The 5,679-nt window shown below is 76.5% G+C and carries 8 protein-coding genes; 3 read left to right on the top strand and 5 right to left on the bottom strand.

Annotated features, from left to right (window positions below):
- On the top strand, positions 1-577 hold a 577-nt coding region (locus K6U79_10660; protein MCL6522812.1), incomplete at its 5' end, for a cysteine hydrolase.
- Positions 578-620: 43 nt separating this feature from the next.
- Here the strand turns inward: K6U79_10660 and K6U79_10655 are convergent.
- Positions 621-2,243 carry an HAD-IA family hydrolase gene (locus tag K6U79_10655; protein MCL6522811.1) on the bottom strand — a complete coding sequence of 541 codons (1,623 nt, stop codon included), beginning with the start codon at positions 2,241-2,243 and terminating at the stop codon, positions 621-623.
- The gene (locus K6U79_10650) at positions 2,236-2,499 is read right to left on the bottom strand and encodes an AbrB/MazE/SpoVT family DNA-binding domain-containing protein (protein MCL6522810.1); all 264 of its coding nucleotides are present in this window, start codon (positions 2,497-2,499) and stop codon (positions 2,236-2,238) included. Before K6U79_10650 ends, K6U79_10655 begins: the two co-directional genes overlap by 8 nt.
- A 283-nt stretch (positions 2,500-2,782) precedes the next feature.
- On the opposite strand from K6U79_10650, the gene K6U79_10645 reads away from it, so the two are divergent.
- On the top strand, positions 2,783-3,070 hold the full coding sequence (locus K6U79_10645; GenBank protein MCL6522809.1) for a twin-arginine translocase TatA/TatE family subunit: 288 nt from the start codon (positions 2,783-2,785) through the stop codon (positions 3,068-3,070).
- 43 nt (positions 3,071-3,113) lie between these two features.
- Here K6U79_10645 and K6U79_10640 read toward each other — a convergent pair whose 3' ends face one another.
- Genes K6U79_10640 through K6U79_10630 form a run of 3 tightly spaced genes read right to left on the bottom strand, consistent with a single transcriptional unit; the run spans position 3,114 to position 5,257 of the window.
- Positions 3,114-4,022 carry a hypothetical protein gene (locus K6U79_10640; protein ID MCL6522808.1) on the bottom strand — a complete coding sequence of 303 codons (909 nt, stop codon included), beginning with the start codon at positions 4,020-4,022 and terminating at the stop codon, positions 3,114-3,116.
- On the bottom strand, positions 4,019-4,738 hold the full coding sequence (locus K6U79_10635; protein ID MCL6522807.1) for a creatininase family protein: 720 nt from the start codon (positions 4,736-4,738) through the stop codon (positions 4,019-4,021). The genes K6U79_10640 and K6U79_10635 overlap by 4 nt, the downstream gene beginning before the upstream one ends.
- A gap of 12 nt (positions 4,739-4,750) precedes the next feature.
- Positions 4,751-5,257, bottom strand: coding sequence for a dCMP deaminase family protein (locus K6U79_10630; GenBank protein MCL6522806.1), 507 nt, complete (start codon positions 5,255-5,257; stop codon positions 4,751-4,753).
- Positions 5,258-5,400: 143 nt separating this feature from the next.
- Here K6U79_10630 and K6U79_10625 point away from each other — a divergent pair.
- On the top strand, positions 5,401-5,679 hold a 279-nt coding region (locus tag K6U79_10625; GenBank protein ID MCL6522805.1), incomplete at its 3' end, for a hypothetical protein.

Below are 5,679 nucleotides of genomic sequence, written 5' to 3'. Positions count from 1 at the left end.
GGGCGGCCCCGGGGGCGTCGCCATCCTCGTGGTGGACATGATCCGCGGCTTCGCCAGCGAGGGGCCGCTGGCCTCGCCGCGCGTGGGGGCGCTCTCTGGGCCCATCGCCCGCCTGCTGGAGCGCGCCCACGCCGCCGGCGTCCGCGCCCTCTACCAGTTCTGCGACCAGCACGATCCCGAGGCGCGCGAGTTCGCCGCCTATCCCGCGCACTGCGTCCGCGGCAGCCGGGAGACGGAGCTGGTGCCGGAGCTGGCGGGGCTTCCTTTCGCCGCGGAGTACGAGCAGGTGGCCAAGAACTGCCTCAGCTCGGTCTGGGCGGGCGACTGGTTCCCGGCCGCCGCGCGCCGCTTCCGCCGCTTCGTGGTGGTGGGCGACTGCACCGACCTCTGCGTCTACCACACGGCCATGCCCATCAAGCTCTACCGCGACCAGCACCAGCTGGAGTACGAGGTGCTGGTGCCCGCGCGGCTGGTGGACACCTACGACGCGCCCGGCCACCCGGGCGACCTCTTCCACAAGCTCTTTCTCTACCACATGGCCATGAACGGCGTGCGGGTCGTGGAGGACCTGACCTAGGCCGTCCGCGCCGCACGGCCGCGGCCGCCCGGTGGCGCTCCCCTCAGGGGAGCGCCACCGGCCCCGGCGGCTCCTCGGCGGGGTAGGTGCCCAGCAGCCGGTACCAGGCGACCAGGCCCGCCAGCTCCTCCAGCGCGCCGGCCAGCGGCGGCTCCTGCGCGTGGCCGTCGGCGTCGACGAAGAAGAGCGCCTCCCAGGGGCGGCGCCGGTTGGGCCGCGACTCCAGCTTGGAGAGGTTGACCTCGCGCCGCGCGAAGGCGCCCAGCGCGCGCCAGAGCGCGCCCGGCGCGTGCTCGGTGGCCATCACCAGCGTCGTCTTCCAGCGCGCGCCCGCACCGGGCGAGCCCGCCGCCTCCCCGGCCGCGCCCCGGCCGGAGGGCGAGCCGGCAGCCGGCGCGATCACCCAGAAGCGGGTGGCGTTGTCCGGCCGGTCCTCGACGTTCTCCAGCAGGATCTCCAGCCGGTAGAGGGCGGCCGCCCGGCGCGAGGCCAGGACGGCCGTCTCCGCCAGCTCGCCCGGGGGCGCGCCGCCCCCGGCGCCCGCCCGGTCGGCCCGCGCCCGCAGCTCGCGCGCCGCCCCGGCGGTGTCGCGCGCCGCCACCGGCTCCCAGCCCCGACGGCGAAGGCTCTCCGCGCACTGCGCCAGCGCCTGGGGGTGGCTGACCACGCGCCGGACCGCCTCCAGGCGGACGCCCGGAAGCGCCATCAGATGGTGGTGGATGGGCTGGTAGACCTCGCCGACGACGGCCACTTGCTCGAACTCCAGGAAGCCGTCCAGCGTCTCGCCCACGGTGCCCGCGTAGGCGTTCTCCACCGGCACCAGCCCGTACTCCGCCTCGCCCGCGGCGACGGCGGCGAAGACGTCGCGCACGGCCGGCAGCCCCTCCGTCCGCGCCCCGCTCCGCCAGGCCAGCGCCGCCGCCTCGCTGTTGGCGCCCGGCTCGCCCTGGTAGGCGATGCGCGGCGAGGCGGCGCGCTCCCCCCGCCGGTCCCCTCCGTCCGCCGGTTCCAGCATGGCCACCAGCTCCTCCAGCCGGTCCAGCCCCTCGGGCGCCGCCCCGTCCGGCACCCCCGGCCCCCCGCGGCCGCTGGCCGGCCGAACGCGCACGAAGGCGCAGCCGGCCGCCCGGGCCGCCTGCCGGTCGATCTCCGAGTCGCCCACGAAGAGCGCCTCCGCCGGCTCCACCCCGAGCCGCCCCAGGAGGGCGAGGAGCCCCTCCGGGCGCGGCTTCATGGCCGGCACGTCGTCGCGGCCGGCCACGGCGTCGAAGTGGCGCTCCAGCCCCGCCTCGCGCAGGGCGCGGCGGACGGGACCGCCGGCGTTGTTGGTCAGGACGGCCAGGCGCAGGCCCCCCCGGCGCAGCGCCTCCAGCGCCGCCTCCAGCCCGGGCCTCCAGCGCAGGCGGCGCAGGCCCGCCGCCTCGGCCTCCTCCACCATGGCCTGGAGCTCGGCCGCCAGCTCCGGCCTCCCCTCCGCGCGGGCGAGGAGAAAAGGAAGCGGCGTGGCCACCGCCTCCTCGGCGGTGCCCGTCCAGAGTCCCTCGGCCGCCAGGCGCCCGGCGGCCCGCCGCTTGACGCCCGGGAAGTCGATGGCGGTCAGAGCGAGGGTGTCGTCAAAGTCGAAGACGACCAGCCGCAGGCCCCTCCGCCCCTCCCCCTCAGGCACCGACCCGCTCGCTCTCCAGCGCGGCCAGCTCCTTCAGGCAGCTCTCGCAGACGGTCTTCTTGCGGAAGGTGGTCAGGTTCTCGTGCGACCCGCAGAAGACGCAGGAGACCTGGTACTTGCGGAGCACGATGGCGTCGTCCCGCAGGAAGATCTCCAGCGGGTCGTGCAGCTGGATGTCCAGCGTCCGCCGGAGCTCGATCGGCAGCACGATGCGCCCCAGCTCGTCGATCTTGCGCACGATGCCCGTCGCCTTCACGCCTCTCGCCCCCATGCCGCCCCGGGAACGCGCCGGACGGCAGCGCCCTTCTCTCCCCGGCGCAGGCCTTTCTCGCCTCTCTATCCGAGAGCTTAGAGCAGGCGGCCAACTGGCGCAAAGTGGCAATCGCCTGCCGGGCGGGAAAGGGATTGCCCTTCGCGGCGCATGGACCGCCCGGGCGATTGCCGGCCCCCCGGGGGGCGGTCGATAATCAGGTGAAGCGCCGTTCCGGAACCGCCGCGGCGGCAGCCGCGGCGCCGGCGGCACGGGGAAGGATGGGAGCATGGGCCGCATCGGGCCGATGGAGATCCTCATCATCCTGGTTATCGCGCTGGTCGTCTTCGGGCCCTCGCGCCTGCCCGAGCTCGGCCGGGCCGTGGGCCGCGGCCTGCGCGAGTTCCGCAACGCCACCCAGGGACTGAGCCAGGAGATCAGCCAGGCGGTGGAGGCGCCCGCCCAGCCGGCGCAGCCGGCCCGGCCGGCGGCGCCGGCCCCGGCCGCGGAGGCCGCCGGCGGCTCCGCGGGTCGCGACGGGGAGACCGGCGGCGGGACGGGCCGGCCCTCCGCCTGAAGCCGTCCGGAGCCGCCGCCGGGGCCGGTGGCGCGCCGCGGCGCTAGCGACCGCGGCGCCGGGGGCGCTCGCGCCGGCCGCGGGCCAGCGCCTCCCGCCCCAGCTCCAGTTCGCGCTCGATGCGCTCCGGCTTGTACTCGTAGGCGAAGAGCAGGCCGTCGGCGTAGCGGGCGGCCACCTCGACGGCGTGCGCCAGCCGCTTCTCCTCCACGTGGAGGGCGTAGAGCTCGATGAGGAGCGGCGCCTCCACCGCCTCCAGGAAGTCCCAGGCGATCGTCTCCAGCCAGTAGGTGGTCGTGTAGGCCAGGTCGTAGAGCGGCACCACGAAGGCGTCCACCAGCGGTGCCACCGCCGCCAGGTCGACGCCGAAGCGCTCGAACTGGTGCGCCGGCAGCGGGTCCGGGTAGAGGGTGAAGGTGAGGAGCGGGCGCGGCCCGGGGCTGGCCCGCTCGATGCGCTCCACCGCCCTGCGCGTGAAGCCGGTCAGCACCCCCGCCCGCCACTCCAGCCACTGGAGCCCTGGCCGCTCGCCGCGCGCCCGTTCGTACTCGGCCCGGCAGTGCTCGCAGCGGCAGAAGCCCTCGCGCGCGTAGTCCACGTCGTCCAGGCGCAGGCCGGGGACGCCGGAGCGCGCCACTTCCTCGAAGCGGTCCAGGAGCCGCTCCTGCACCTCGGGGCGCGAGGGGCAGAGGCTGTCCCAGTCGAAGAAGCTGGCCTCGCGGGTGGCGCGGAGCCCGCGCTCGTCCACTTGCACCCAGTCGGGGTGCTCGGCCGCCAGGCGGTTGTCGCCGAAGCAGGAGATCATGGCGTGCGCCCCGGCCAGCGGCGGCTGCTCCAGCCCGCTGACGTCCTTCACCTCCAGGAAGGCCCCCGGGTAGCGCTCGGCGAGCCGCCGGTCGCGCGTCACCAGCGCCACCTCCGGCAGCCGGGCGCGTGCCTCGCCGCCGCTCATCGCGCCTGCGCCCGCCAGCGGCGGAGCGCCTCGGCCAGTCGCTCGGCCACCACCGCCAGGATGCGCTCGCCCTTCTCGCGCGTGGCCAGGGTGGCGTCGCCCGACTGGGCCCAGCGGTAGGTCTCCAGCGCGCCGCCGGCGCGGTAGAGGCGGACGCCCAACGGCTCCTCCGGCCAGTGGACGTGGGCGCGGCTCATGTCGACGCGCCGCTCGTCGATGGCCAGCAGGACCGAGGTCTCGTCCTCGCCGGCGTGCCCCTGCCCCTGGCAGATGGCGCGGATCTCCGGGGCGAAGTCGAGCCACCACGACCAGACGGCCACCTCGGCGCCGTGTTCGGCGATGGCCTCGGCCGCCCCGCGCAGCGCGCCCACGTTGCCGCCGTGGCCGTTGAAGATGGCCAGGCGGCGGACGCCGCTCTCGGCGATGGAGATGCCCACGGCGGCCACGTAGGCGCGGAAGATGTCGTCGGGCACGTTGACGGTACCCGGGTAGACCGCCAGCTCCCACGAGTGCCCGTAGGGGACGGGCGGGTAGACGATCACCCGGTCCTCCAGCAGCTCGGCCACCCGCTCCGCCAGGCGGACCGGCGCCAGGATGTCGGAGCCCAGCGGCAGGTGCTCGCCGTGCGCCTCCAGCGAGCCCACCGGCAGGATGGCCAGGTCCGTCTCGCGGACGGCCTCGCGGAAGGCCGCCATGGTCGTCCAGATCGCTTCCATCCTCGTCGCCTCCTACTCCGCCCGCGCGCCGCCCTCTCCGGAGGCGCCCGTCCCGCGCGCCGCGCCGGCCCCGTCGCCCTCCGGCCCCCGGCGCAGCACCAGGCCCGCCTCGCGCAGCAGCGCCTCCACGTTGGCGCGGTCGTCGGCGTAGGGATGGCGGTAGACCACCTCGTGCACCCCGGCGTTGACCAGCGCCTTGGCGCACTCCAGGCAGGGCGTGTGCGTGCAGTAGAGCGTCGCCCCCTCGGCCGCCACGCCGAAGCGCGCGCACTGGAGGAGGGCGTTCAGCTCGGCGTGGACGGCGCGCGTGCAGTGCTCCCCGTAGAGCGAGCAGCCCACCTCGGTGCAGTGGGGCAGGCCGCGCGGCGCCCCGTTGTAGCCGGTGGCCAGGATCCGCCGCTCCCGCACCAGCACGGCGCCCACGTGCTGCCGCGGGCAGGTGGCCCGCTCCGCCACCAGCTCCGCCAGCCTCAGGAAGTACTCGTCCCAGCCCGGCCTCAGCCCGTCTCCCCCCTGCACCCGGATACGGCGCCCGTCGCGCTTCCCCTGGCGGCCGTCCGGCCCCGGGGGTGCCCCCGCGCGCGGCGGGCGGGAAGGCGGGCCGCCCGGGCAGGAAGGACGGGTGCCGCTCCGAAGGCTATGACGACGGGGAGTGAGTCCGCTTGTCGTTGATCCGCCGCCCGTCCGCCCGCATCCTGCCGCCTCGCCGCCACCCTCCCGCCCGGCCCCGCTCGCGGGCCCGCCTTCTGGCGGCCGCCCTCCTGATTCCCGCCCTGCTGCTGGCGCCCTGGACCGGCTCCGGCGGCCGCGCCGGCGCGGCGGCTCCGGCCGCCCCCGCCCCGCCCGCGGCCGCCCGCCTGGCTCTTGCCCGGGTCAACGCCTACCGCGCCCTGGACGGGCTGGCCCCGCTCCGCCTCTCCGACGCGCTGGACCGCGCCGCC

It is taken from the genome of Bacillota bacterium, assembly GCA_023511835.1.
GTDB lineage: Bacteria > Bacillota > Sulfobacillia > JAIMAT01 > JAIMAT01 > JAIMAT01.
Note: the sequence above shows the minus strand (reverse complement) of the source record. Positions and strands in the feature narration are given on the sequence as shown.

What these genes read in the sequence shown, in the direction of transcription:
- K6U79_10635 (MCL6522807.1), bottom strand. Translation starts at nt 4,738, where the DNA reads ATGGAAGCGATCTGGACGACCATGGCGGCCTTCCGCGAGGCCGTCCGC.
- K6U79_10640 (MCL6522808.1), bottom strand. Translation starts at nt 4,022, where the DNA reads ATGAGCGGCGGCGAGGCACGCGCCCGGCTGCCGGAGGTGGCGCTGGTG.
- K6U79_10645 (MCL6522809.1), top strand. Translation starts at nt 2,783, where the DNA reads ATGGGCCGCATCGGGCCGATGGAGATCCTCATCATCCTGGTTATCGCG.